Raw genomic sequence first — 23,866 nt, 5'->3', positions numbered from 1 at the left:
TGGTCTGGCGCGCGTGCAGGAAGATGTTCTGCTCGCTGCGGTCGAGGGCGTGCCGTCCGTCGGCCAGCTGCCGGAATCCCGCGCGGGCGAGCAGCGTGTGGGCGGTCGGTGAGGCGTCAGGGCCGACCTCGGCGACGACGCCGTACTGCGGGTCGCGAGTGATGGAGACGTGCTCGGGGGTGATGCGCTGCTCCTCGGGGCAGATGGTGGACGCGGTCAGCGGCGGGCGGCCGGTGCCGGCGGCGGGGACGTGGGCACAGCGGGTCGGGGCTGGTCGGATACGGCGGAACCGGGCGCCGCGGTCGCGGTACGGGCAGCGGCGGCACGTGCTGCCGCCGAGGGGGAGATGGCGACTACGGCGCCTCCGAGGCCGGACAGCGGCGTTGGCCGGGAGGTGACCGGAACGCCCATCTCCCGCAGAGTGACTGCGAGTTCGGCTGCCGTCCTGGACTGCGTGATCGGGTCGCGCTCGGCCAGGGAGTAGCGCTCCGGGGCGTCCGGGAGGCCGAGGCGGAACCCGGCGGCGGCCAGGGCGTCGAGGACGGCCGGGTCTCGGCTGGCGGTGGTGGCGGTGATCCCGGCGGAGGCCAGGCTGCGGAAGGTGACGCCGGGCTGCTGGTGGGGCAAGCGGTGTTCTCCAGGAAGGGCTCGGTCAGCGGGCGGCGGAGCGGCGGGGAGCTGGTCCGGGAGGCAGCGGCGCAAGGGCGGGGGCGGCTGCCATCCGTGCCCGGCGTGATGGACGGGCGGCCTGGGCGCGGGCGGCAGGCGGGTGGGTGGTGTCCCGCAGTTGCGTGGCCCGGAAGTCGCGGCGAGCCTGTGGCCCGTACCAACTGGCGTAGTGCTCGGTGATGCCGAGGTGGCCGTTTCCGGTGTCGTGCCGCAGCATCACGTACGAGGAGGAGTCGGGATCCCCCGCATCGCGGGCCAGCCACCAGTCGACGCCGTCGAAGGTCTGCATCGCCTCCACGACCACGGCGCCGGAGAGAACGGCTCGGGCGAGGCCCCGGTCGGCGGGGACCAGGCGGTCCGTGGCCAGGTCGGCGCAGATGACCTGCCAGGCCGCCTCCGTGGCGCGGTCGGCGTCGGGGAACGGGCCCTCGTTCTGCAGCCACCAGTAGTGCTCGGACAGGTCGCTGTTGCGCTGCTCGGGGCGGTGCCAGTTGGCGACCGGTACCCGGGCCGCGACCAGCTGGTCGACGAGGCGCGCCGCGTTGCGGATCTGCTCGTTCGGGTCGACGCTCCGGCGCTGGTGCCAGCAGTCCAGCGCATCACCCCGCCTGGAGAATCCGGCCTGGTAGATCGCTTCGCGGGCGGGCTGGGGAACCCAGCCGCTCAGCGTGACGAACTCGCCGTGGTCGTAGTCCCAGCCGAAGCGCACCAATCCGGTGGCGGTGCCGGGCCCAGTCGTTGCGGGCATCGGGCTCCCGCTCAGCGGCGCTGGGCCGAGGCCGGCACGGCCCTCACGAGCACCGGAGTCGGACCGGTGGCCGGTAGGGCCCCGGCGGCCTTCCGCTTCGCCGCCTCCTCGCGCGCCTGGAGCAGCCGCACCAGGTCGGCCTCCAGCACATCGCGCTCCTCGGCCACCTCCTCCAGCCGCTCCAGCTGCGCATCCAGCTCGTCGAGGACGGCGTCGTCGACGCGCCGCTGGGCGGTGGCGACGTTGACCAGCCGCACGCGCTGGAAGGACACTGCGGTCTCGGCGGCCACCAGCGCGCGGTGCGTGTCGAGCACCCGTGCGGTCTCCGCGTCCACCCGGGCCTGGGCGGCGGTCAGGGCGGTGATGCTCTGGCCGAGGGCGGCCTCCAGTCGGGCGTCCTGGCGGGTGAGCGTCGTGGTCGGCATGCGTCTCCAAGAGGTAGGTGAAACAGACGAGTTGGTGAGAGCCGGTCAGAACGGGGCCCGGCCCAGATCGCCGGGCTCTGCGGTGTTCACCGGGCGCGGGGCCGAGGCCGGCAGCGCGCCCGGTCGGCCGAGCACCACGGGGGAGGTCCGGCGGGCGGCGGCAGCACGCCGGGCGCCGGGCACCGGAGCCTCGGCCGCGTACCCGAAGGAGGTCCACTCCTCGCGTGCGGCGGCCAGGGTGGGATGCCGGCTGCGGCCGTAGTGGCCGCTGCCCTGCTCGGTGTAGAGCACCGCCGCCTCACCGGCATCGGGGTAGTCGAGGAGCAGCTCGATCGAACCCTCGGGGTCCTGGTGGCGGGCGTGGACCACCAGCCGGCCGACGGTCCCGTCCTCGTTCACCACGTGCGACACGGTGTGGCGTTCGGCGTGCCGGCGCTGCTCGTCCGCGCTGTACACCCGGGTGACCCCGTAGTCGGCGGCGGCGAGCAGGCGCTGCGCGTCCCAGATCTGCCGCTCCGCGGTGGACGCACTCGTGTCGCGGCGGATGCGGTGCAGCCGCAGGGCATCGTCGCGGACAAACCCTGCCTTCTCCAGCCAGTAGGCCGCGCGCCGGTCGGGAGGGTCGGCGACGATCGTCTCCCGCTCGGGCAGGTGGGCGATGGTGACGTGCGCGATGACGACTCCTGATGGTCAGCGGTGGTGGGTGCAGCCGGCCAGGGCGGGAGCGCCGACGGGTGCAGCGGCGGGCAAGCCGCCGGATCCGGGAAGCAGTCCGGCGCGTTGCAGGATCTCGCCTGCGCCGAGGCCGAACTGTGGGACGATGACGTCGCTGGGCCCGGCCGGATCGGTGTCGATCACCGCGTGGAGCAGCCGCAGGCGGCCGGGCGTGATCATGCCGTATCCGGAGCCGCGTGCATCCGGGCGTCGGTGTCGAAGAGCTCCAACTCGGCTCGGTGGAGCAGGTGTTGGACCACGAAGCTGCGGCCGGCGACCTTCCACAGTCCGCGGCCCTTGCCGAGGGCGGCGATGGCGGCGGTCTCGACGCCGCTGAGGCCGAGCAGGCCGGCGGTGGCGGCCAGTTGGTCGCTCTCCTGCCGGTAGATCACGCGCGTCGCGCAGTCGGTGAGCAGGCCCTCGGCGAGCGCCCGGGTCCGGGAGCCGGCGTCGCCGGCCGACAGCAGGTCGCTGAGGCGGTGGATGATCAGCATGTTCGCGATGCCCAGTCCGCGGCTCAGCTTCCACTGGCTCTGCATGCGTTCCAGCAGTGCCGCGTGCCGCATCACGCGCCACGCCTCGTCGTAGATCACCCACCTGCGACCGCCGTTGGGGTCGCTCAGCGCCGCCTCCATCCACGCGGACGCGCAGGTCATCGCCAGCGTCAGCGCGGTGTCGTCGCCCGAGGAGCCGAGCCGCGAGAGGTCGATCGTCAGCATCGGGCTCTTCGGGTCGAACTCCGCGGTCGACGGCGCGTCGAACATCCCGGCCAGGTCGCCGTTGACCAATCGGCGCAGGGCATGGGCGAGGTCCTGGGCGGCGGCGCCGACCCGCCGGGTCGGGTCGCCGAGCGCGGCGTCCAGGACGGCGGCCTGCCCGAGGACGGCAGCGACGTCGCCCAGCAGCGGGACCTGGCCCGTGCGCGTGGACCGGTCGACCACCGCGTCCAGGGCGATGTCCATCGCCGTGTACTCCATCGGCGCCAGGTCGCGCCGCAGCACGGTGCGGGCGAGCGAGCCGAGCAGCAGCAGTCGCCGCTTGCGGACCTCGCCCGCCCAGTCCGTCAGGTCGACGCCCGCCGGAGGGGCCGGCGCGTCCAGCGGGTTGAGCCGCCCGGGGAGCCCGGGCCCCAGCGCGATGGTGGTCCCGCCGATCGCCTCGGCGACGGACGTCCACTCGCCCTTTGGGTCGCACGGCACGTACACGCGGTAGCCAAATGCCGTGCTCCTCACGGCAATGGACTTGGCGAGTGCCGACTTTCCCTGGCCGATGACGCCGGCGATCAGCGTGTTCGGATTGGTAAAGTTTTCAACTTTCCCATACAGGGCGAACGGGTCGAAGACGAAGCTCGCCTCGGCGTGAACATCGCGGCCGATGAGGACGCCGGAGGAACCGAGCCCGCCCTCCGCGAGGAAGGGATACGCAGCGGACGCGGTCGCGGTGGTCATCCGGTGTGCCGGGAGCCGCAGCTTGCCGCCGCGCAGGGAAGCCGGGCCGGGGCGGCCGGAGGCGGGGTAGACGGGGAGGAGTTCTGCGTTCTCCTCGCGGCGGTTCTTCGGGCGGTGGGGCTGGCCGGCCTCGCGGGCGGTGCGGCGGGCGGCGGCGAGGTCGCGCTTGGCCTGGCGGCGGGCGGCGCGGTCTGAGCGGGTCGGGGTGAACAGGGGGGTGGCACTGGCGGAGCGCAGGAACGTTTCTCCAGATCAGGTGCGGGAGGAGGCGGTGGGGGTGCCGCGCAGCTCGGAGGGGGTGGCGATGCGGCGTACGCGCCCGGCGGTGGTGGTGTGGCGCTGGCAGATCGCCATGTCCGGTGCCCCTTCGGGCAACCGCAGCGCGCACGCCTCGCGGGTGGGGCGGCGTCCGTCGGCGCGCGGGGCGCGGTGGTAGGCGCCGTGCAGCGCTTCGCAGGTTTGCCAGACGCGGATGCGGGCGGCGTGGAGGTGGTCGGCCTCGGCCGGGGCGTGGAGCCTGGTGGTGCCGGTGTGGGTGTCGAGCAGCGCGAACAGCACGACGCAGTGGGCGTGCAGGGCGTCCAACTCGGCGCGGGAGACGGGCTCCTGCTCGGGGAGGGCGGTGTGGTGGTGGACGTCGAGGCCGGCGGTCGCGAAGCGCAGCAGGCGGTGGTCGCCGGTGGGCGGGTGGTGCACGGCGGGGCCTCCCGTCAGGTGCGTGCGAGCGGCAGAGCGGCCTGGGTGAAGGCCGCGGCCTGCTGCCAGCGCAGGAGCCGCGGGTCCAGACCGGTGCCGGCGGCGGCGGTCTCGATGGAGGCGCAGGAACGGCGCAGCTCCTCGGGGGTGTCGGCCGAGACGACCACCAGGCCGGTCAGATCGACGTCGGCGTGCCCAGCGATCAGTTCGCGTTCGTGCTGCTTGGCGTCCGCGTACTCCATCGAGTCGGCCTCGGAGTCGACCTGGCCCTTGCGGACGCGCTCGGAGGCGTCGGCGATGATCGACGCCTTGGTGCGCTGCACTGCCTTGAGCGCGGCGTCGAGGGCCTGCGGGCCGTAGGTGAGGGAGAGCGTGCGGCGGGCTCCACCGGCGAACACCAGTGGGTGGAGGAAGCCGTGGGCGACCTCTGAGCGGGGCCACTGCTCGATCCAGTACACGGCGTGGCAGGCGGTGTCGGTGGTCAGGCGGGTGGGCTCCTCGACGACGACGACCGGGCCGGCGGCGGCCGGGTCGGCGGTGGGCTGGCCGGTCTCGGACCACTGCTCAAGGTGGGCGAGGGCCTTCGGGTCGTAGGCGCTGCGGATCACGGCGGCGATCTCCCCGATGGTCAGCCAACCGCCAGGGTTCAGACCGGCGTTGCGCAGCGACTGCTCGAAGCCGGGGACCAGCTGGGCGAGCACCGCGAAGGCGCCGACCAGGCCGCCGCCGGCCTCTCCTATCAGGCGACGGGCCGCCTTGAGGTCGAGGCTCACCGCGATGTAGCTCTCGTGCGGCGCGGCGGTCGGTCCCGCGGCGGCGAGCAGCTCCTCGTAGATGGGGCCCGCGACCTTCGCGTCGGGACGGCCGTGCTCGGCCCAGTAGCGCTGCAGGGCGTCGCCGCTGTCGGGGACGGTGCGCTCGATGACCTGCACGGTGGTGATGTAGCCGGTGCGGGCGAGCGATGCCAGGCACCGGCCCCAGGCGTTCACGTTGGCGGACTGGGTGGGCGGGTCGAGCAGCGCGAACGCGCGAGAGCTGACGCGGATGACGGCGGTGAGGGTGTTCTTCTGCGGGTCGTGGACCGCGCCGAGTGTGCCGCCCGGCGCGGTGACGGCGCGCAGGCTTGCCTCGGTGCCGGGCAGGTGGAGGAGCCCGTCACGGCGGGGCCGGGTGGCGGGACGGGCGAGCCAGACGAGCTGGCCCTTGGCGCGGCGCAGGTAGAAACGGATAGCGATAGGGGACCAATCGGCGATGGAGCGGCTGTGGACGCGGACGAGGACGAGGGCGGCGGCCAGAGCCCAGATGGGGGTGGCCAGGGCGGCGCCGGCCAGTCCGGTGGCGACCATGGTCGCCAGGAGCAGGGCGCCTGCCGTGCCGACGACGGTGAGCTGGGCGGCACTGAGTCCGAGCAGGACGCCGCGGCGGGATCGGCTGGGGAACCGGACGGTCGGCAGGGGGAGTTCGGAGGCCGACAGGGGCGACTCTTTCGATGAGGGCGGGGGCCGGCCGGGGCTTGGGCGAGATTGGCCCCGGCCGGTGGCGGTCAGGAGGTGGGCGGGGTGGAGGAGCCGACGGAAGTGCTCGGTGCGGAGGCTGGTCCGGCAGCGGCAGAGGGAAACGTTTCTGCTCGCCCGGCTGAGGAGGGTGAGCCGGTGGTCCGCGCAGCGCCGAGGACGACCTGCGGTGCACTGGACCCGCCCGCTGCAGAGGCGGCGGTAAGTGCAGTGTTCGCTTTGGTCGTTGATCCCTCGGAGGGCGTTCCGGGCTGCTGGCCGGAGGTCGGGGCCCGGGAGATCAGGGGCTGTCCCTGGTCGCCGCCGCTGCGGGCGCCACGCCGGGTGATCAGCGGCTGGCCGATCGCGTCGCCGCCGCTGCCGGAGGACGTGCCGGGGAACCGGAAGGTGCTCTGCGACGGGGAGGACTCGCTGCCGCCGGAGTTGGTGCTGTTACCACCGGCAGGGCTGTCCTGGCCGGGCACCTGCGCGGGGCCCTGCGGGGCGCCGCCGCCCGTCGCCGCACCACTCGCGCCGCCGCCGCCCATCGCTGCGGCGCCTGCGCCGCCGCTGGCCGCGGTCATGGCCATCCGGGTGCCCTTCTGGGCGGTTGCGGCGCCGGCCTGAAGGCCGGCCGCGGTCGATCGGTGCAGGTCGTGGGACTGTCCGCCGTCGCCGGCCCAGTGCACGAACTTGTAGATGGCCATGGGCGACAGCAGCACCAGTGCCATGATGACCAAGCCGGAGATGATGTCCGAAAGCGCCTGCACGCCGTCCTTGGTGTTGCTCTCGCCGAGGGCGGAGACGCCGACGAGCATGATCACCGTCATGATCAGCTTGCTGAACACGACGGTCGCGGTGGCTTCGACCCACTTGCGGCGCCAGTCGCGGGTCGGCTCCCACGCTCCGCCGGCCGCCGCGAAGGGGGCGAGCACGACGAGCACGAGGACGGTGACCTTGCGCAGGACCATCGCGCCCCAGTAGAGGATTGCGCCTGCCGCGCAGCCGAGCGCGACGACTGCGGGGACGGCCCAGCCGAGCGGTGACGTGACGTGGATCATCGACACCCGGACAATCCGCCTGACCGCGTCGTCCATATTGGAGTTGGCGATTTGGAACAGCCCCCGCGAGAGGGCGTCCACGATCACGACCGCGACGCCGGTGAAAGTGATCGCGCACATCGCGAACAGCGTCGCCGAGACTGTGCCGGTGACGGCTTGGCCGAGTGCCTGGCCGTCGCGGCGCCAGGCTGCCCTGACCAGCTGGAAGATGAAGGTCATCACCAGCATGGTCAGCGCGATCGGCAAGATCGCGGCGTAGTTGGTGCGGAACCAGTCCGCCGATAGGTCGATACTGGTGGTCTTGTCGACGGCGCGGGAGGCGAGGTCGACCGCGCTCTTGGCCAGATCGCCGGCGCTCTTGGCGATCCACTTGCCGATGGAGTCAGTGACGGAATCGCTGACGCCGCCGACGATGACGTCGCAGAGCAGGCCGGAGCCGGGCAGGTCGCAGATACCGATGGGCAATCAGCTCCTCTGGTTGGGACCGATGGGCGGGTCAGGGGTAGACGGTGGTGGCGATGGTGGCCAGCGCGCAGTCGCGGCCTGGCCGGCACTGCACGGCCATGGTTATGGCGCGGTCCTCGGCGCCCCGGCCGCCGTCGCGCCAGCTGATGGTCTGCTTGCCGGTGACGGTGACCGCGTAGATGTAGGCGATGGTCAGTTGCGTCGGGTCGTTGCCAATGCCCTTCTGAAATGCGGCGGGCAGGTGTGCCTCGGCCACCTCGCCGACGGCGAACTGGCCGTTGTCGCGCATCCGGTCCCACAGGGTCGGGTCCGGGACCTGCGCGGCGAGCGCGTCCGGATCGGCGTACTGGCTCTCACCGGTCAGCCACTCGCGCAGGCCAGCGAGCTGCTGCGGCTGGGTCGCGGCGCGGGTGTCGTAGGTCCACAGCGCCGCGGTGAACGCCTTCGCGAACGCGATCGGGTCGCTGGTATGCGGCGGCGGGGCGACGACGGGGGCGGTGCTGGCAGTCAGGCCGGCCGAGGGGTTGGCGCCAGCGCGCGGCGAAGGCGGCGCGGAAGGCATCGAAACGGCAGGGTCGGAGGGGGAGTTGGCGGCGCTCGGGGTGCGGTGGCCGCCGCCCGCCAGCCGGGCGGTGAGCCCGGCCAGCAGGGCGACGACCACGAGCACGCCCAGGCCGATCAGCAGCCGGCGCAGCAGCGCGGACTGCCCGGTGAACGGCGAGGACGACTTGAGCATCAGTGGACGTTGGTCCCAACTGCGCTGAAGAAGCTGACGATCCCGTTGGCGGCGCCGAGCAGGAGGGCCGCGCCGGCCGCCACGAGTGCGCCCTGCTTGCCCTTCTGCTCGCTGCCGTGCGAACCCGTGTGGTGGCCCCAGGCCCAGACGATGCCGCTGACGCACAGGGCGCCGACCACCGCGATGATCGCGAAGAGGTTGATCGAGCCGACGGTGGACTTGAGGACGTCCAGGCCGGGAAGACCGCCCTGGCTGGGAGTGATGCCGGGGTCGAAGGCCAGCTGCTGGGCCTTGGCGGCGGAATCGGCGAGGTAAGTGAGCAATCACACTCCACGGCTAGAGGGGCGGGAAGGTGCGCGGCCGAGCCGCGCGAGGGAGGGGGTAGAGTGCGCGAAGTGCGCTGAGGTGGACGGCAGTTGCCGTCAGTTGGCGACGCGGCGGGCGGCGATGATGTCCGGCCTCCAGGAGTCGAGCGTGGAGATCTTGACCACGTCGCCGGTCTTCGGCGCGTGCACCACGAGGCCCTGGCCGATGAACATCCCCACGTGCTCCGGGCCCTGTGGGCCGGGGCGGGTGAACAGCAGGTCGCCGGGGCGCAAGGCGTTCACCGACACTGCGGTGCCCTCGCTGACCTGGGTGTAGGTCGTGCGCGTGAGGGGCACGCCGCCGGCCTTGTACGCCTGCTGCGTCAGGCTGGAGCAGTCGCAGCGGCCCATGGGGTCCGGCCCGTGCGGTGCGGTGCACTCGCCGCCCCACTGGTACGGCGTCCCCAGCTGGCCGAGCGCGAACTTGATCGCGCTCTGGACGGCGGGCGGAGCGTCGGTGGGGATCTGGTAGCCGGCGGGAAGGACGCCCGGGGGGATGGTGCCCCAGTCCGTCCCCGTACCCGTGCTGGTTCCGCACCCGCCCGAAGAGGGCGAAGGCGCGGGGGGCGCGGTCGGGGAGGGGGAGCCGCCTGTGCCCGAACTCCCGTTCAGAGCCTGGGAGATGGACTGCTGAAGGGCGTTCGCCAAGCTCTCCCATTTCGCGTACGCGTCGGGGAAGCCGGACGTCTGGACCTTCTGCGCGGCCGCGGTCAGCGGCAGCTGTTCCCAGCCGGAGACGTCGAGTAGGGCCTTGTAGAAGCTGGTGGAGGCGTAGACCGGGTCCTGGATCTGCACGGCCGTGCCCCAGCCCTGCGACGGGCGCTGCTGGAAGAGGCCGAGCGAATCGCGGTCGCCGGAGCTCAGGTTGCGAAGTCCCGACTCCTGCAGGGCGGTTGCCAGTGCAATGGTCTGACCGCGAGCCGGGACCTTCATTGCGATGCCGGTCGCCACGATCGTCTTCGCGTTCGGGATCTGGACGCTCGGGGCGTCCAGGCCGGCGACCGAACCGGCCGGTCCCGCGGCCCCGCTCAGGATCAGCTTGACCTGGGCGGCGACGGCGGCGGCGTCCACAGCCTGTGGGCCGGGGCCGGATGTGCAGGTGTTGGTGCTGGTGGCCTTGGTGGCCTCGTCGTTGGCGGTGACGGCCAGCGCGGGGAACGCGATGGCGAACGGGGTGAGCAGGAGGCCGGCGGTGCCGAGGCCGACGACCTTCTTCATGCTCATCGGGTCTCCAGAGCGCCACCTCCCGCCGGTGCGGCGGCGGAGGAGTCCGGAGGCCGGGAGATGGGATTCGGCGTCCGTGCGGTGAGGGAGCGGATGATGAGGTCTCCTGTCGGATCATGCGACCGAGTGCGGGGGAGGGGCCCGCCCTCCTGCGGATGGGCGGGCCGACTGGAGCGGCAGCAAGCCGCGCTCATAATCTCGAAAAAGGCATGGGTGTCCCCTGAGATGGGTGGGTTGGAATTCGCTTGCGGTGGCCGAAGGTATCGAATCGAGGGCTCGCGACCTAAAACGGTGCGGCTCCTGCGATCCGGGGTATCCCGTCGGCATGTCCGGTGGACGCTAACGCTTTCTCGGCTCGCGACCAAAAACGGGGAAATGGTCGGCGTGCAGGCAGAAGGCGGTGTTCCGTCGGGCTGCCCCACCGTAGAACCTGACCGGCTCGGAACCTAAAACGGAATATCCGGGCCGGGTGATCTCCGGGGGTGTGGCCGACGATAGGCGGAGTGCGGCTCGCAACCTAAAACGATCTTCGCAAGGGTGGGCGGGGGCGCGTTTTAGGTTGCGAGCCGCACCTGGGCTAGGTTCCTGATGCAGCCGCAGCCCGAGGGCTCCGGAGCCGCCTCGCCGGTCTCCCGCTACCAGCCGAAAGGCCAGGTCACTCCGCCGGTTGCGGCTGTCTTCCCCTTCCCCGACCAGGAGGTCAGTCCGCCCCTTGCCCTACGAAATCCACCAGGGCGACGCCCTCACCAGGCTCGCCGCGATCCCTTCGAACTCCATCGATGCCGTCATCACCGATCCGCCCTACAATTCGGGCGGACGCACCGCCCAAGAGCGGACCGGCCGAACGGCCCGCGCGAAGTACACCACCGAAGGGAAGACCGTTCCGGCCGATTTTCCCGGCGAGAACAAGGACCAGAGGTCCTATACCTACTGGCTGTCCCAGCTCCTGGCCGAGTCCTATCGCGCGACCAAGAACGGCGGCGTCGCGCTCGTTTTCACGGATTGGCGCCAGTTGGCCGCCACGAGCGATGCGCTGCAGGCCGGCGGATGGATCTGGCGCGGCGCACTCGCCTGGTACAAGCCCGCCGCCAGGCCGCAAAAGGGCCGTTTCACGCAGCATTGTGAATTCGTGTTGTGGGGCAGCAAGGGCCCCATCGACGGCGATGCCCACCCCGTCTACCTGCCCGGCCTCTACACCGCCTCCCAGCCGCGGGCGGGCCGAGTCCACATCACCCAGAAGCCCGTCTCGGTGATGCGTGAGCTGGTCAAGATCTGCCGCCCGGGCGGCACGGTGCTCGACGTCTGCGCGGGCAGCGGCAGCACCGGAGTTGCCGCACTGCTGGAGGGCCGCAACTTCGTCGGCGTCGAGGTCACCCCGCACTACGCCGCCATCGCCGAGCAGCGCCTCGCGGAGACCGAGCGGCAGATCGCCGAGGGCACGACCGACCCCGAGGCCGTGGACGAGGAGCCGGCCGAAGCCTGACCGCCACCAGCCGGGCCGCCGCCCGCGCGGCGGCCCGGTCGCCCCGAGCCTGAAGGAGACGACCTGTTCAAGAAGTACGGCGACCCATCGCCCTACTGGGGCGCCGCCGACATGCCGCCCGACGGCCTCGACCGGGCGCTCCAGCCCCTGCTCGACCTCGGCGCCCACCTCACCCGCGCCGCGAAGAACACCACGGTCGTCACCCCCGACCACCGGATCCACGTCGCCTACGTCTTCCCGCACTGGAGCTGGCCCTCCTGGCGGGTGCTCGTCCACGACGAGCCGTTCGAGCAGCCGCTCTGGGGCGCACACCTCAACCGGAACACGCCCATCGAGGTCGTAGCCGCGGTCACGACGACGCTCGCACGGCTCCACCAGGGGAAGCACCCGTTGTTCGACTTCTGGGGCACCGCCGAGCCGGCCTCCGCCCTTGACGGCTTCGCCGACGCCGGGTGGCAGAGGTCGCCCGGGCTGCGCGCCTACCCGTTCCGCTACCGGGCTGCCAACGGCGACAGGGCATCGGCCACCCACCACAACCGTGCTGGCCGGATGCTCGATCCGTTCCAGTCGGGCCAGGACGGCTGCTGGGACATCGACGGCGTCAAGGACGACCGGTTCTGGTCGATCTCGGTGAGCGAAGCAGCCCCCGCGCTGGTCCTGACCTCCCTGGTCGACGCGATCACACAGGTGCACGACGCCCTCAACATCCTGCCCCCTGTGTGGTATGCGACCGGTAGCACCGCGGCACTGTCCGACACCGATGCCGCGAGCGACCCCGCCCGGAAGGAAGTCCCCTGAGTAGCCCTGCCCCCGACCTCGAAGTGGTGGTCACTCCAGGCCACTTGGCCGGACCGGGTGATGCCGAGGCGGCCCTCGCCCAGTTCCTCGAAACATCTCCGACCTGGGGCCGCTACAGCCCGGGGCAGGACACCACCGTTGCCCTGCACGAGTCCCTCCTCGCCGCGATCGAACTCGACCACGACACCAGCACCGGGCCCCGCTGGAACATCGCCGCGTACGCCTCGCCTATCGGCGAGCGGACCTGGCACGCGACCTTCTGCACCCGCACACCGGTCGAGGTCGTGACCGCGGTGGCCGAGCGCCTCTCCCACGCTCTGACCGCGACCTCCGAGGCGGTGCGCGGCGAACTGCTGTGGGGGCGTCGGTCGCTGGACAACACCATCGAGGCTGACCTGGAAGCCGCCGACGAGACGTGGCAGCGGGAGACCGCCCCCGTCCCCGGCGTCTACAGCTGCACCCGCCCCGACGACACCGCCGGCATCGCCGTCAACCACAACATCGGCGACATCCGCGGGATCGGGCCGACCGTCACCGTCTGGGGCGGCCCCTGCGGGTACCCCAGCGAACGCTGGCACGCCGTCTTCGCCGGCCACACCCCCAACGCCCTCATCAGCGCCGCGCTCGACGAGGTGGTCAACCCTCTGCCGGCGCTCCGCCAGCGCCTCCAGATCCCCGCCGCCAACCGCACCCAGGTCCACCTCGAACCGCGCCCCCGCCGCAACCTGCCACCCGGGACCGGGCAGCAGTCCGCCCGCGAGGGCCCGGGCGAGGCGCCAGCCGAGCCCGGACCCGCCGGCTCAGGCCAGCCCGACCCGAACGAGGTCACCATCCGACGCACCGACGAGGGCGCGATCGTGGCGAGCGGCGGGGACGAGCAGACCGCCTTCCTCGTCGGCACGACCGGCTTCGCGCCCACCCCCGGCAGCCCGAACCACTACACCCTGCCCACCGGCCACCAGCAGTACGAGGAGAACGAGATCGCCACCGACGCGGCCCTCCTCCTCGCTGCCGCCGGGTACGACGTCACCCTCGACCCCACCCTCGGCAGCCGCCCAACAGCACCACCCTTCATCGCCGTCACCGGGGACCGCCTACCGAGCAACGCCGCGGAACAGCTGGCCGAGCGCATCGACGAGGTCACCACCCACCTGCTGCGCACCACCGACCCGGCCGAGGCACGCCGGGTGGCCGGCGTCATCACCGGCGAGGGCGGCGTGCTGGATCGCAGCGCCCGGGCCCTGCGCGCGGCCGGCGGCTGGGCCCTCTACCACCGCGTCGGTGGAGACGCCGGTGAAGCGCTCCGGCTGACGGCCGAGATCGTCGCCTCCGGTCGGGAGGCTGCCGACCACGCCGTCGGCCGCCTCGACACCGACCGCTCGCCGCGATCCGCAGCAGCCCGCACCCGCACCACACCGGTCACCCCGACCGCACTTCCTCCGGCCGCCGGCCCGCTCGGCCACACCGGCGCGCCGGACCGCGACGGCCCGCAGCCGAGGTCCCGCTGACCGCCCGCACCGCATGAAACCGCCTACCTGGAGCAGCAGTTGACCACGGCCAATCCCCACTGGACCAAGCGGGCCCGCGACCGGCCCTGGCAGCAGGTCCGCATCACCCCAGCCCTGTACGCCGGCCCCACCCCGGACACCGAGCGCGCCATCCGGCCGCTCACCGACGCGGGAGCCGTCCGCCTCGACGACGGCCGCGGCAACCAGCTGATCATCTCCACCGACGGCCGGGTCCGGCTCGGATTCGAGCCGGAGAACGGCGACGTGATGTGGAAGGTCGCCGTCCACGAACGCCCCTTCCTCCCTCCGCTGTGGACCGTCAGCCTCACCGAGAACACGCCGATCGAAGTCGTCGAGGCCATCACCACCGACCTGGCCAACCGGCTGCGCACCGGTGGACGGCTGACCGGGGCCGCCGCCGACGCCGAGTGGCGCACCCCCCTCCATGCCAACGGGTGGACCCTCACCTGGGACGCCGCGACGCGCACCGAGACGGCGTGCTCGGAGTACAGCCCGCAGGACAAGATCGTCCTCAACACCCGGGCCTTCCCGGACCCCGGCGAGTGGGAGGAGGCCGGGCAGGACGCCTTCTGGAGCGTCGACATCGCCGGCGACTTCGACGGCTGGTCCGCCGCGGCGAGCATCTCCACGCCGGACGCCATCCTGCACACCATGGTCAGCGCGATGCTCGCCCCCGCCATCCGCGACATCGGAGACCTCGACGACCTGGCCGTCGGCGCGGCTGTCATCGGCGCCGCCGAACTGACCGAGATCCCTTCCAGCCCGACGCCGCTGGACGTCCACCGCGCCCAGGCCGCCCGCAGGACCTCCCCGGCTCGAGCCGCCGCCGACTCCACCCGGATCGCCGTCTCGGCACCCGCGCTCTCCCCGCAGCCGGCGGCCAGGGCGGTGCCGCGCCCCCGCTGAACACCGGGGCACAGCAGCGCGGGGACCAGCCAGCGGCCCCGCTGCCGAACCAGAACCCGCCGCCCGCGCTGCCACCGTCACCCACGGTCCCAGCCGTTGACAGCCCCCGAGGAACCGCCATCCCCGAAACCACGATCGACGTCACCCCGGCCTACCTCGCCGGGGCCGGCCACACCAACCGGATCTTCGACCGCCTCGTCCAGCAGGGCTGGGGCCGCAGCGCCGACGACGACCTGGGCCAGGAGTTCGCCTGGAGCCCGAACCACCGCTTCCGCATCGCGGACGGCCAGCTTGACCCCGGCACCGCCTGGCGGATCACGGCAGCACCGGAGCCCCTCGGCACGCCGACCTGGATGACCGGTTTCTCGACCGAGACGCCGCCCGAGATCATCATGGCCGTCACTGACGTACTCGCCCGCACCGGAAGCAGCATCGACTGGACCGGCGAAACACACCCCGCTCTCCAGACCCCTACCGACCGGCGGACCCTGATCCGCACCCTCACTGACGCCGGCTGGCGCAGCACCTACCGCGCGGGCGTGCTCGACCTCGAAGCTCCCGACGAACTCGCCCGCGTCCAGGTCCGCCTGGACCCGCCCGGCGATCCGGACGACCTCATGGCCCACCCCCACCTGTACGTGGAGATCGGTCCGCGGGGCTCCGGCGGCTACCCGCCCTACTGGCAGGCCATGGCCACCACCAACGCCCCCGCGGTCGTCGTCGACGCCCTCGTCCAGGCCCTCACCGACCCCACGCCCCTGCAGCGGGACCGGGACTGGATGGACGAGGAACTGCTCGCCCGCCTCGGCCACCGGACGGAGGCCAGCCCCGCCAACGTCAGCCCGTACACCGAGACGGACCTGCGCGAAGCGGCTGCCGAGCTGTGCGAGGAGGTCCTGGAGGAGATCGAGCACTTCGACTTCATACCCGAGTGGTACATCGTGGACCGGGTCATCCCCAGCAGCCGGAGCGGCACCCCGACGACGTGGGGCCAACTTCCCTCGGAGCAAAGGGCCCTGGCGTGCTTGCTGGTGGAAGACATGGTCATCGCGGCAGCGGCGAGTTCGCCAGCCCTCCTCGACCTGGACTTGGGTGCCAACCTCGACGCGCGGACCGCAAGCCGCAAGCCGACACCTCCCCTCACCACGGCGCTGAACGAACTCCCCTTCAACATCAGCGACCTGGAGGAGCCGGCAGCCTACGCCGCTGCGACGCTGATCAACGGGGTGGATCTCAGCGGGATCGCCGATATGCTGCACGACCGGCCGGTCGGCGACGGCACCAAGTGGACCTGGGGATCGCTGCCGACCACCGAGCACGAGCAGGCGCTCCACGCGATCGACCGTCTGCTGACCGGGGCCGCCGCGCGCACCCCGGAGCTCTTCGCCCCGGACTTCAGGCCCGCGCCGCTGGCCCTCGTCGCCCCGGTCTACCTCGCCGGCCCCGGCCACGACCGCACCGCAGCGGTCAAGCCCCTGACCGACCGGGGCTGGACCACCGAGAAGCAGGGCAACACCACGGTGTACACCAGCCCATGCCGACGACTGCGTGCCCAGTCGACCGCCGACGACACGGGGACGAGCTGGACCGCCTCCTTCAACTACCTGCTGAGCGCTGAGGAGGGCTGGCGGGTCACTGCGGACCGCCGCACCCCGCCGGAGATCGTGACCGCCCTGCACACCGCGCTGGCCGCCAGCCCGGGCGAGCTGATCCGGCCCGCCGGCAACGCCGAGGACGGTCTCGTGCCGATCATCGCCGCAGGCTGGCACGACAACAGCACCCGCGAACACCTGATGTGGGACGCACCGGACGCCGAGATGGCCAGCGTCTACCGCTGCACCGCCCCCACCGGGCAGATATTCGTCGGGGAGAGCCGCGCCTGGCAGATCAGCGGCGGCAAACTCGGTCCGGGCGAAGTCGAGGGCTGGACCATCGAGATGTCGGAGAACATCCCGGCCCCGCTCCTGGAAGCCGTCACGGCCGCGATGGCCGACTCGGCGCCGGTGGCCCGCCTCGGCCGTGACCTCACCTCCGAGCACCTGCTGTACCTCGACGTCCGCCCCCTCGCCCCCAAGGCAGCATCCGGCCCGTCCGCGCGGGCCCTGGCCGCCCGCACCCGTGTCGTCCTCTCGCCGCCGGCCCCGGCCGCCGGCCACTCGGCCATCGCCGCCACCCCACCGGACCAGTTCCGGCAGCCGACCCGCTGAGCACCTCCAACGGCAAGCGTTCCTGAGCACTAGATCGACGACCACGAGGAGCACCGGCCTCTTCGACGGCGACGCCGACCGAGCCCGCCCCCACCAGCGGCCGGGCCACTCCTCCAGCCGCCCACAGCGGAGCACCCCAGTTCCTGCGCCCCCTGCGAGAAATCCTGAAACCCACCCACGCCACCGTACTCACCGCCCTCGCGCCGCTGGCCGACGGCACCGCCACCGGCCGGCAGATGATCGCACGCCGAGGCGGAGTGCTCGTCACCGCCGAGCTCGCTCACGCAGGCATCCGCGACGACACCTTCAACGGAATCCGAATCCGAGCCGTCGTGCGGGAGACCGGCGCCGAACTGGGCTCGAACCGCTTCGACTTCGACACCCACGCCACCGTCCCCAACCCCGGCTTCGTTCACCGCATCGATGACCTCGACCGGATGCACCGCTTCGGAGAACTCACCCCCGAACTCCTGCAAGACGCCATCGACCGGTACCTGGACCTCTACACCGACGCGCCGCCCGGTGCGCCGGGTCGGCACCGCATCGCACCGGCCCTCCCCCGCGCTGACACCGCGGGACCGACCCGCAAGTCCGTCCAGGACCTATCCCCGGTGCTGGTCAGCCCGCTCTACCTCGCCGGTCCCGCCGGCCCCCGGGAACTGGCGACCGCACCCCTGATGGAGCACGGCTGGAGCGTGCGCACCGACCGGTCGACGACGACCTACACCAGCCCGTCCGCTCTCCATCACGTCGTCGCCACCCCGGAATCCGCCATCTGGGCCTGGACCGTCACCGGGCTGCACCACGCCGGCGGCCCCCCGGAGTGGCGGGCAGCGGCCGACGCGAAGACGCCGCCCGAGATCATCGCGGCGCTGACCACCGCCGTCACCCAACTCTCCGGCCCACGTGATCCGCGCCGCGCGCTCCCGCCGCCCACTGCCGCCCTGGACCAGCTGGCCGCCGCCGGATGGCGACGGCTTCCCCACCTCCCCGACGACATCATCTACGTCGAGCCCTCCCACGGGCTCGCCCGCGTGTCACGCTCACTTCCCGCCGCCCACCACGCCTTCCGCCGGGACGACTGGCACATCAACGGAGGCAGGCTCAACCTCGGGCCCCGGGCAGGCTGGTACATCGAGATGGACTCCAGCATCCCGTCCCCGCTGCTCGCCGCCGTCACCGGCGCACTGCTGGACCCCACCCCAGTGGAGCGCCCCCGGCACAGCCTCGCCGACGAACACCTTCCCCACCTCGACATCACCACAGTGCAACCCGACCGGACCCTGGCGGCGGGTCGCGCCAGCGCAGCCCGCCGCACCTCCTCGAACTCCACGAACTCCACGGTGTTCGCGACTCCTACGCCCACCCCGCCCCAGCCAGCCGGCACCCGCCGAGCCCGCTGAACCGACCACCACCGCCACGGCACAGATTCCACAGGGAGCACGGCCTGACCACCACCGCCCTCAACACCATCGAACGGATCGCCCGCGCCACTGCCTACCCCACCACTCAGAAGATCATGATCCGCGGACTGCTCGACACCCCCGGCTCGTACGCCGCCCTTGCCGCAGCCGTCCACCGCGACGACCTCCGCCCGACCGCACTCGCCGCCATCCGCACACTCGTCGAACAGGACATTGACGCGGGCCGACCCTGGCCCTCCGAAGCCGCTCGCTGGCTCAGCCGCGCCAACGCGGACTGGCAGACCAGCGCCGCCCTGGCCAACCACCTCGCCTGGTACGCCCGCAGCCGGAGCAGCAGCGCCCTCGCCCACCTCACCGGCAACGACCACCTCGCCCAGCCCGGCACCGACCGCGCCCATGCCCAAGCGCTCCGGCACATCCACCTCGCCGCTCTCCGCTTCGACTTCCGGTGCCGCAGCATCCAGCAGCTGCTCGACCAGGCCCCGGTGAGCGAGCGCACCCGCTGGGATCCGTACACCCGCGCCCTCGCCGCCTTCGCCCTCCTCGGAAGCTCCGCCCCCGGCGCCCTCGAAGCCCTGGACCGCAGCCTCGCCGAGGCCGGCGACAACCCTCAGGTCTGCCACGCCCTGCTCCACGGCCTCTGGCTCGGAGATGGACTGCCCGACCAGGCCGAGCGGATCCTCGAGCTGGCAGCCTGGCCCACCTTCGACGACGCCGACCCGATCATGATCTTCCGCACCGCCACCGCCTGGCGGAACCTCGGGCGCCGAGCTGAAGCCCTCGCGGCGATCGACAGCGCCCTCGAAGCCCTCGGCCCAAACCAGCCCGAAGTGCACGCCGACCTTGTCCGCGAACGCGCGCTGATCACCTCGCTGGCCCGAGAACCGCAGCATGACCGCGAACACTGACCCCACTCGACTCCGGCCTGCGCCCGGAGTCGCCACCCCTTGACGCGGAGGAACACCATCGAACAGCCAACCCCCCAGGATCGTCAGCCCGCCGCCCCTCACCCAAGCCTTGCCGGAGGCGAGGAAGGCCGGACGTACCAGCGAGACCTGAGCCGCTGGGCCGCCCGCCGGGCCCACATCAAGCAGGCCCTCAACTCGCCCCCCGCCGGGCAGGCGAGTGAACCGCCCGCCACCGCACCACCATCCCGCCCCCGCCGCCGCTGACCGCCGCCCGCCCCCGCCCTGCTGACCACTGAACACCAGAGTCAGCACCCAGACCCAGCCCTCCCTTGAGCGATCCGAACAACGGCGATGGGCCGTACCCCGAGAATCCGCCAAAGGGGGTACGGCCCATCGCCATTGCCGGACTACGCTGCAGCGGCGTAGCTCGTCCGCAGCAGCGCCATCGACCGGTCGAGATCCTCCACCGAGCCGATCCGGACCTCCAGCTCGCCCGTCCCGAGGTGCCCGATTCTCCGGACGTCCCGGGTCCAGCCCGGGATCAACTGGACCGTCGTCGGGTCGACGCGCAGGAAGACGACCAGAGCCTGCGCCAGCACCCGGACGCAGGCGAAGTTCCGCCGCCGGCGGTAGGCAACGTAGTGCTGCAGCGACACCGCGTGGCCCTCGCCCAGGTCGAGCAGGCGCGAGTCGAGCTCCTCGTACAGCCCGCGGATCTCGCCGCTGGCCTGCGCGAGCACGTCGGTGACCGTCCGACGGTTGGCCGAGACCGGCCGCGCAAGCTCCGAACGCCGTCCCGACAGAGTGCCGCATCCGCCGGCGACCGACGCCGCCAACTCCAGCGTCACCAGGTCGTCCCCGTAGCGCCGGTAGACCACCATGTCGATCCGGTGGTGGGACATCCCGGCCGCCACCAGGTCGTACCGGGTGAAGTCCGCCGCGATGCACACCACCCGCGGGTTGCTCCAGTCCACCTGCTCGGCCGCCTCGGCGCCGAGCCGCTGCTCGACGAGCGCCTCGAACTCGGCGCGGTTCTCCACCAGCCACGAGAGGTAGAACAGCCCCTGCGCGAGGACCGACTCGCTGCGCTGGCGCTTGTACTCGATCAGCACCGGGCTGCCGTCCTCGTCCAGACCGAGGCTGTCGATCCGACCCCGGTGCACCGGGCCGGTGGAGTACTCGCTCGCCAGGAAACGGACGCCGCCCAGCATCTCCTCCATGTTCGCCTCCACGAGCCGCTGGAGATCGCGCTCGAACTCTACGGTCGCGCCCTCGACACGGCGAACATCCCCACCAGCGACCCGAAACACCTGCAGTCCCGCCACGTACCCCCCCAGTACACCACCCGCCGGCCCGTCCGGCGATGGACGGGACACCATACATGCCAGATGTCGGGCAATCTAGACATCATTGCGTTTGTCACATTTTGGCCGGATGGGAATAGACTGGATTCGGCGTTCCATCCAGTGGTGCGATCTGATGGGCCCTCTGGATGTCGTCACGCTGTGTCGCTGGCGCCTTGTTGGGAGGATGGCCTTTCCGTAAGGAGGTGCTTCCCGTAGGGGAGGTTGAAGCGGGGCCTCGAAGGGCTGGTTGCTGCGTGTGACCAGAGCTCTGGGACCACTTTGGGACCACGCGCCCTGAACGCTGGTGGGCGGTGGTGTTCGGATTTGGACATTCCTGCACATAGTAACCATTGAGCCACTGTCAGCTGGTCCATTCGTGCATGGAGGCGGGTGTGGCGCAACTCGGCGAGTGGTAAGCTGGTTTGAGAGCTTGAGGCTGGCATGCTGGCCTCGCTCGAAGCAGGCGGAGAGGGACCGCACTTGACTGGGGGTCAAGGGGTCGCAGGTTCAAATCCTGTCGTCCCGACTTGCATAACTGCAGGTCGTAGGCCGTTTCCGCTTCTGGCGGGAGCGGCCTTTTTGATGTTCTGTCGGTTGGTGGTCGCAGTGTGGTCTCCGGGCCACATCGGCCAGGCGGTGGTGGGTTCGATCTCCTGCGGCGTCTGATGGGCGGCCAGGCGGTGGTGGGGACGCGGGTTCTGGTGCCATGGGCGGCGGGCGCGGCAGGCGGGCTCGCCGCGAACCGCGCGGTCCGCGGTGTTGAGGGTCCAGGAGATGGCGTCGACCGCCGCCCGCGCCGCGAGGTGGGTGAGTTCGGCGTAGATGTTCGCGGTCGTCGACAGGGTGCGGTGGCGCAGGGTCTTGGATACGACCGGGAGCGGTGTGCCGGCGGCCAGGGCGAAGCTGGCGGCGAGGTGGCGTAGGTCGTGCAGGGCGATTCGGGGGACGCCGGCTTTGTCGCAGAGCAGGTGGAAGCGGTCGAGGACGGTCTTGGGGTGCAGGGGACGGCCGTGGCGGTGGAAGACGTAGCCGCCGGCGGGGGTGATCTGGCCGAACGCGCGTGACCCTGTCCGCTCCTCGAGGGCGTCGGCGACACGGTCGGACAGAGCAACCCAAGCACGACTGCCTTTGGTCTTCGGAGCGGTGAGCAGGAGCTGGTTGTTGTCGATCGCGGAGAGCGTCGCACGGATGAACAGGGTGCGCTCGGGCAGGTGGACGTCGTCCCAGCGCAGGGCCAGGACCTCGCCCTTGCGCATGCCGGTGCCGATCATCAGCTCGGCGAGGTCGGCATACAGCGGGTCGACGAGATGGGTGAAGCGCAGGAAGCGGGCCGCCTGCTCCTCGGTCCACAAGTGCCGTTCGGCCGCGGCGGGCCTGGAGATGAGTGGGGGCTTCGCGGGGTTGCGGGCCAGGCGTTCAGTGTCGACGGCGGTGGCGAGGGCGCTGGAGAGCGTGGACATGATCCGGTGGACGGTGACTCTGCCCCGGTGCCGGCGCAGCTGGTCGGTGACGAATGCGGCCAGGTGCTGGCGGGTGAGGTCGTCGAGGGGGATGGCGCCGAGGGCGGGGATGAGGTCCTGGGTGATGTAGTCGCGGTAGCGGGCGATGGTGGTGGGCTTGAGATGGAGGGCCTTCTCGGCGAGCCAGCTGGTGAGGTAGTCGGCGGTGCTCTGCCTCGGATCGGTGACGACGCCGAGGGGTAGGGACTCGTTGAAGCGCCTCAGCACGATGCGGGCTTCGAGTTCGTCCGGGAAGCCGGCGCGGCGGATGGTTCGGCGGTGGCCATCGATGGAGGGAGCGTCGACGGCGAAGGCCCAGCTGCCGTGATGAGGGTCGGCGGCGAGCTGGGGGCAGCGGGTGCCGAGCTGGCGGCGATGGTCGTCGCGGCAGCCGCAGCGCTGGTAGACGCGACCGCGGTCGGGTGAGGAACGCATACTGATCGCCTCCGGGGCGGAGCTTGTCCAGCTTCCAGTCTCTCGACGATGGCTCGCGACCACCACGCGACCGTCAGGGTCGTTCCAGGGCTCTGATCAGGGATGTTCCCCTGGCAATCCGCAAAGGCTGCCACCGGGCCCGGCATCTTCCTCCTCGGGATGAATTGCCCCTAGATATGCCATATAGTGCAAACCTGAACTATTGGTGCCGCCATCTCGGGCTCTGGCGCGGAACCGCGGAAGAGGGCTGCGCCGTGTCGGACCGTGCTGAACCCATCCATGCGCGCATTGCGGAGCTGGCTCGCCCGCAGCCAGGTGACCAGGTCGTCGATCTCGGATGCGGCGCGGGGCCGACTCTGCGAGCGGTCAGTCGAATAGCGCCGGAAGCTGCTCTCATTGGACTCGACCGGTCCCCAGAGTTCCTGCGTCAGGCGGGCGCGGCCCTGAAGGATCACGCCGGGGCGACGGCGACGATCGTTGCCGATCTACGCGACCCCCTGCCGTGCACGGACGGCAGCGTGGACGTCGTCCTGTCGTACAACACCATCGAGTGCCTGCCGGACCCGCAGGCGATGTTGGCGGAGGTCGCACGAGTCCTGCGGCCAGGCGGTCGGGCGATCATTGCGCACGTCGACTTCGACTCCATGGTGATTGCCGGCGCAGACGCCGATCTCGACCGGCGGGTCTGTCACGCGTTCGCGGACGACGCGCAGAGCTGGATGGACCACGCGGACGGCCGGATTGGCCGCAAGCTCGGGCTGCTTGTGGCGGGCAGTCCGCTAAGCCTTCTCCACCTAGAGCCCCTGCTTGTGTGGTCGACCGCGTTCACGGGGCACGCGAAGGATCGGCTCGGTCAGATCCGGAAGGCGCTGTTGTCCGCGGCCAGGCGCGGCCGCGGCTCCGTCAGCCCCGAGGAGGTTGAAGAGTGGTACGCCGCAGTGGGAGAAGCGGATCGCTCGGGCGGTTTCTTCTTCTCCGAGCTGGCGTTCATCGCTGTTGCGGAGCGCTCGAACGCGCACCATTGCGGCAGCGCTGGGCGGCACCAGGCTGAGGCGGGTATGCCGCCGGAGCGCGGGAGTCGGGTGCGAGACGACTCGGTCGCAGCATGAATCCGGCACGTCGGGTGCCCCGCAGGGACAGTGGGGCATGTGGGCGCGGTGGGGTCTCTCACCGCCTCGCCCTGGGAGGGCGGTACTGCAGGGGGTGGCGATCGACCCCTGCCGTACGCCCGAATTAAATCCTTCCCGAATGGTCGACGAAGAAAGGGCCATTCCTCTAATTGCGGAA

General features: G+C 71.6%; 22 protein-coding genes. 8 read left to right on the top strand and 14 right to left on the bottom strand.

Features of this window, described 5'->3' with window-relative positions; all coding sequences use genetic code 11:
• Positions 1-216 precede the first annotated feature (216 nt).
• The 12 genes from ACFQ6N_RS20235 to ACFQ6N_RS20180 form a co-directional block, all read right to left on the bottom strand.
• Complete coding sequence (locus tag ACFQ6N_RS20235; RefSeq protein ID WP_380650607.1) at positions 217-627, bottom strand: hypothetical protein; 411 nt, start codon at positions 625-627, stop codon at positions 217-219.
• A gap of 25 nt (positions 628-652) precedes the next feature.
• On the bottom strand, positions 653-1,417 hold the full coding sequence (locus ACFQ6N_RS20230) for a hypothetical protein (RefSeq protein WP_380650605.1): 765 nt from the start codon (positions 1,415-1,417) through the stop codon (positions 653-655).
• 11 nt (positions 1,418-1,428) lie between these two features.
• Positions 1,429-1,842, bottom strand: a complete 414-nt coding sequence (locus ACFQ6N_RS20225; RefSeq protein WP_380650603.1) for a hypothetical protein — start codon at positions 1,840-1,842, stop codon at positions 1,429-1,431.
• A gap of 45 nt (positions 1,843-1,887) precedes the next feature.
• Positions 1,888-2,298 (bottom strand): hypothetical protein, encoded by a 411-nt coding sequence (locus tag ACFQ6N_RS20220; RefSeq protein ID WP_380650601.1) that lies wholly within the window; start codon positions 2,296-2,298, stop codon positions 1,888-1,890.
• Positions 2,299-2,532: 234 nt separating this feature from the next.
• Entirely contained in the window at positions 2,533-2,736 is a 204-nt protein-coding gene (locus ACFQ6N_RS20215) for a hypothetical protein (RefSeq protein WP_380650599.1), read from the bottom strand.
• The gene (locus ACFQ6N_RS20210) at positions 2,733-4,004 is read right to left on the bottom strand and encodes an ATP-binding protein (RefSeq protein ID WP_380650597.1); all 1,272 of its coding nucleotides are present in this window, start codon (positions 4,002-4,004) and stop codon (positions 2,733-2,735) included. Before ACFQ6N_RS20210 ends, ACFQ6N_RS20215 begins: the two co-directional genes overlap by 4 nt.
• Positions 4,005-4,256: 252 nt before the next feature.
• Positions 4,257-4,700, bottom strand: coding sequence for a DUF6238 family protein (locus ACFQ6N_RS20205; RefSeq protein ID WP_380650595.1), 444 nt, complete (start codon positions 4,698-4,700; stop codon positions 4,257-4,259).
• A 14-nt stretch (positions 4,701-4,714) separates the two neighbouring features.
• Entirely contained in the window at positions 4,715-6,175 is a 1,461-nt protein-coding gene (locus tag ACFQ6N_RS20200) for an SCO6880 family protein (protein WP_380650699.1), read from the bottom strand.
• Between the two features lie 68 nt (positions 6,176-6,243).
• Positions 6,244-7,719 carry a conjugal transfer protein TrbL family protein gene (locus tag ACFQ6N_RS20195; RefSeq protein ID WP_380650593.1) on the bottom strand — a complete coding sequence of 492 codons (1,476 nt, stop codon included), beginning with the start codon at positions 7,717-7,719 and terminating at the stop codon, positions 6,244-6,246.
• 31 nt (positions 7,720-7,750) lie between these two features.
• On the bottom strand, positions 7,751-8,455 hold the full coding sequence (locus ACFQ6N_RS20190; RefSeq protein WP_380650591.1) for a hypothetical protein: 705 nt from the start codon (positions 8,453-8,455) through the stop codon (positions 7,751-7,753).
• Positions 8,455-8,778, bottom strand: coding sequence for a DUF6112 family protein (locus ACFQ6N_RS20185; protein WP_380650589.1), 324 nt, complete (start codon positions 8,776-8,778; stop codon positions 8,455-8,457). Before ACFQ6N_RS20185 ends, ACFQ6N_RS20190 begins: the two co-directional genes overlap by 1 nt.
• A gap of 99 nt (positions 8,779-8,877) precedes the next feature.
• Positions 8,878-10,038: a C40 family peptidase gene (locus ACFQ6N_RS20180; protein WP_380650697.1), complete on the bottom strand. Its 1,161-nt coding sequence runs from the start codon at positions 10,036-10,038 to the stop codon at positions 8,878-8,880.
• Positions 10,039-10,756: 718 nt separating this feature from the next.
• On the opposite strand from ACFQ6N_RS20180, the gene ACFQ6N_RS20175 reads away from it, so the two are divergent.
• The 7 genes from ACFQ6N_RS20175 (at position 10,757) to ACFQ6N_RS20145 (ending at position 19,299) form a co-directional block, all read left to right on the top strand.
• On the top strand, positions 10,757-11,527 hold the full coding sequence (locus tag ACFQ6N_RS20175) for a DNA-methyltransferase (protein WP_380650587.1): 771 nt from the start codon (positions 10,757-10,759) through the stop codon (positions 11,525-11,527).
• Positions 11,528-11,638: 111 nt separating this feature from the next.
• Positions 11,639-12,325: a DUF317 domain-containing protein gene (locus ACFQ6N_RS20170; RefSeq protein ID WP_380650585.1), complete on the top strand. Its 687-nt coding sequence runs from the start codon at positions 11,639-11,641 to the stop codon at positions 12,323-12,325.
• Positions 12,326-12,369: 44 nt separating this feature from the next.
• Positions 12,370-13,833 (top strand): DUF317 domain-containing protein, encoded by a 1,464-nt coding sequence (locus tag ACFQ6N_RS20165; RefSeq protein WP_380650583.1) that lies wholly within the window; start codon positions 12,370-12,372, stop codon positions 13,831-13,833.
• Between the two features lie 39 nt (positions 13,834-13,872).
• Positions 13,873-14,760, top strand: a complete 888-nt coding sequence (locus ACFQ6N_RS20160) for a DUF317 domain-containing protein (protein ID WP_380650581.1) — start codon at positions 13,873-13,875, stop codon at positions 14,758-14,760.
• On the top strand, positions 14,757-16,967 hold the full coding sequence (locus ACFQ6N_RS20155; RefSeq protein WP_380650695.1) for a DUF317 domain-containing protein: 2,211 nt from the start codon (positions 14,757-14,759) through the stop codon (positions 16,965-16,967). The genes ACFQ6N_RS20160 and ACFQ6N_RS20155 overlap by 4 nt, the downstream gene beginning before the upstream one ends.
• Positions 16,968-17,203: 236 nt before the next feature.
• Positions 17,204-18,370: a DUF317 domain-containing protein gene (locus ACFQ6N_RS20150; RefSeq protein WP_380650579.1), complete on the top strand. Its 1,167-nt coding sequence runs from the start codon at positions 17,204-17,206 to the stop codon at positions 18,368-18,370.
• 116 nt (positions 18,371-18,486) lie between these two features.
• Positions 18,487-19,299: a hypothetical protein gene (locus ACFQ6N_RS20145; protein ID WP_380650577.1), complete on the top strand. Its 813-nt coding sequence runs from the start codon at positions 18,487-18,489 to the stop codon at positions 19,297-19,299.
• A gap of 407 nt (positions 19,300-19,706) precedes the next feature.
• On the opposite strand, the gene ACFQ6N_RS20140 is transcribed toward ACFQ6N_RS20145, so the two are convergent.
• Together ACFQ6N_RS20140 and ACFQ6N_RS20135 are read right to left on the bottom strand one after the other, a co-directional pair.
• Positions 19,707-20,519 carry a DUF5655 domain-containing protein gene (locus ACFQ6N_RS20140; protein ID WP_380650575.1) on the bottom strand — a complete coding sequence of 271 codons (813 nt, stop codon included), beginning with the start codon at positions 20,517-20,519 and terminating at the stop codon, positions 19,707-19,709.
• Positions 20,520-21,136: 617 nt separating this feature from the next.
• Positions 21,137-22,579, bottom strand: a complete 1,443-nt coding sequence (locus ACFQ6N_RS20135; RefSeq protein ID WP_380650573.1) for a tyrosine-type recombinase/integrase — start codon at positions 22,577-22,579, stop codon at positions 21,137-21,139.
• Positions 22,580-22,833: 254 nt separating this feature from the next.
• Between ACFQ6N_RS20135 and ACFQ6N_RS20130 the strand changes: the two genes are divergently transcribed.
• The gene (locus tag ACFQ6N_RS20130) at positions 22,834-23,688 is read left to right on the top strand and encodes a methyltransferase domain-containing protein (RefSeq protein ID WP_380650571.1); all 855 of its coding nucleotides are present in this window, start codon (positions 22,834-22,836) and stop codon (positions 23,686-23,688) included.
• Positions 23,689-23,866: the final 178 nt, after the last annotated feature.

Origin of the sequence: Kitasatospora sp. NPDC056446 (genome assembly GCF_042796115.1) — a bacterium.
In the GTDB taxonomy this organism is placed as follows: domain Bacteria; phylum Actinomycetota; class Actinomycetes; order Streptomycetales; family Streptomycetaceae; genus Kitasatospora.
The sequence above is the reverse complement of the archived record's forward strand: the minus strand, read 5'-3'. Positions and strand labels throughout refer to the sequence as shown.

What these genes read in the sequence shown, in the direction of transcription:
- ACFQ6N_RS20210 (WP_380650597.1), bottom strand. Translation starts at nt 4,004, where the DNA reads ATGACCACCGCGACCGCGTCCGCTGCGTATCCCTTCCTCGCGGAGGGC.
- ACFQ6N_RS20225 (WP_380650603.1), bottom strand. Translation starts at nt 1,842, where the DNA reads ATGCCGACCACGACGCTCACCCGCCAGGACGCCCGACTGGAGGCCGCC.
- ACFQ6N_RS20135 (WP_380650573.1), bottom strand. Translation starts at nt 22,579, where the DNA reads ATGCGTTCCTCACCCGACCGCGGTCGCGTCTACCAGCGCTGCGGCTGC.
- ACFQ6N_RS20145 (WP_380650577.1), top strand. Translation starts at nt 18,487, where the DNA reads ATGATCCGCGGACTGCTCGACACCCCCGGCTCGTACGCCGCCCTTGCC.
- ACFQ6N_RS20150 (WP_380650579.1), top strand. Translation starts at nt 17,204, where the DNA reads ATGATCGCACGCCGAGGCGGAGTGCTCGTCACCGCCGAGCTCGCTCAC.
- ACFQ6N_RS20215 (WP_380650599.1), bottom strand. Translation starts at nt 2,736, where the DNA reads ATGATCACGCCCGGCCGCCTGCGGCTGCTCCACGCGGTGATCGACACC.
- ACFQ6N_RS20230 (WP_380650605.1), bottom strand. Translation starts at nt 1,417, where the DNA reads ATGCCCGCAACGACTGGGCCCGGCACCGCCACCGGATTGGTGCGCTTC.
- ACFQ6N_RS20140 (WP_380650575.1), bottom strand. Translation starts at nt 20,519, where the DNA reads ATGGAGGAGATGCTGGGCGGCGTCCGTTTCCTGGCGAGCGAGTACTCC.
- ACFQ6N_RS20170 (WP_380650585.1), top strand. Translation starts at nt 11,639, where the DNA reads ATGCCGCCCGACGGCCTCGACCGGGCGCTCCAGCCCCTGCTCGACCTC.
- ACFQ6N_RS20190 (WP_380650591.1), bottom strand. Translation starts at nt 8,455, where the DNA reads ATGCTCAAGTCGTCCTCGCCGTTCACCGGGCAGTCCGCGCTGCTGCGC.
- ACFQ6N_RS20180 (WP_380650697.1), bottom strand. Translation starts at nt 10,038, where the DNA reads ATGAAGAAGGTCGTCGGCCTCGGCACCGCCGGCCTCCTGCTCACCCCG.